Source organism: Bacillus sp. DHT2 (assembly GCF_026241455.1).
In the GTDB taxonomy this organism is placed as follows: Bacteria; Bacillota; Bacilli; order Bacillales; family Bacillaceae_G; genus Bacillus_A; species Bacillus_A pseudomycoides.
This window is the reverse complement of sequence record NZ_JAPHWH010000072.1, coordinates 1-645: the sequence shown is the minus strand read 5'-3', so window position 1 is coordinate 645 and position 645 is coordinate 1. Positions and strand designations below refer to the sequence as shown.

Genomic DNA, 645 nt, shown 5'->3' with positions numbered 1-645 from the left:
TCAAAATCAAATTAACTTTAACCTCCCTTTATGATAAGATTATCATGTAAAGGTTAGGTGATTTTATGAATTCATACATTTATGGTTATGCACGAGTAAGTACCCAACAACAAGATTTGATTCGTCAGCTAGACATGCTTCAAAATTATAACTGCACTGAAATTTTAACTGAAAAAATAACAGGTACGAAAAGTAATCGTCCAGAGCTTACTCGATTAAAAGATAAAATTAGACCTGGTGATACATTAGTTATAGAAAGCTTTTCTAGATTAGGAAGAAGCACCAAAGATTTAATTGAACTTGTTGATTTTTTTGAGAATAAAGGAGTTAAGCTAATTAGTATCAAAGAACAATTTGATACTAATACACCGCAAGGCAAATTGATGTTAACAGTATTTCAGGCATTCAGCCAGTTTGAAAGAGACTTGATTGCTCAACGAACACAAGAAGGTCTTGTAAGTGCAAGAGCAAGAGGAAGGGTTGGTGGTCGTCCTCGTATTAAAGATATCTATATTCAGAAGGCATTAAATTTATATAAGTCAGAGCAATATAGTATTCGAGAAATTATAGATATGACTGGCATTAGCCAAGCAACACTGTACCGATACATACGAGAACACAAGCAAGTACAAAAGAATGAGGAAA

The 645-nt window shown here is 33.2% G+C and carries 1 protein-coding gene; it reads left to right on the top strand.

Translation table 11 applies throughout. From position 1 onward, the window contains the following. Positions 1–65: 65 nt before the first annotated feature. Positions 66–645, top strand: a 580-nt coding sequence (locus tag ORL93_RS31665; protein WP_265960348.1) for a recombinase family protein, incomplete at its 3' end; no start/stop codon positions are given.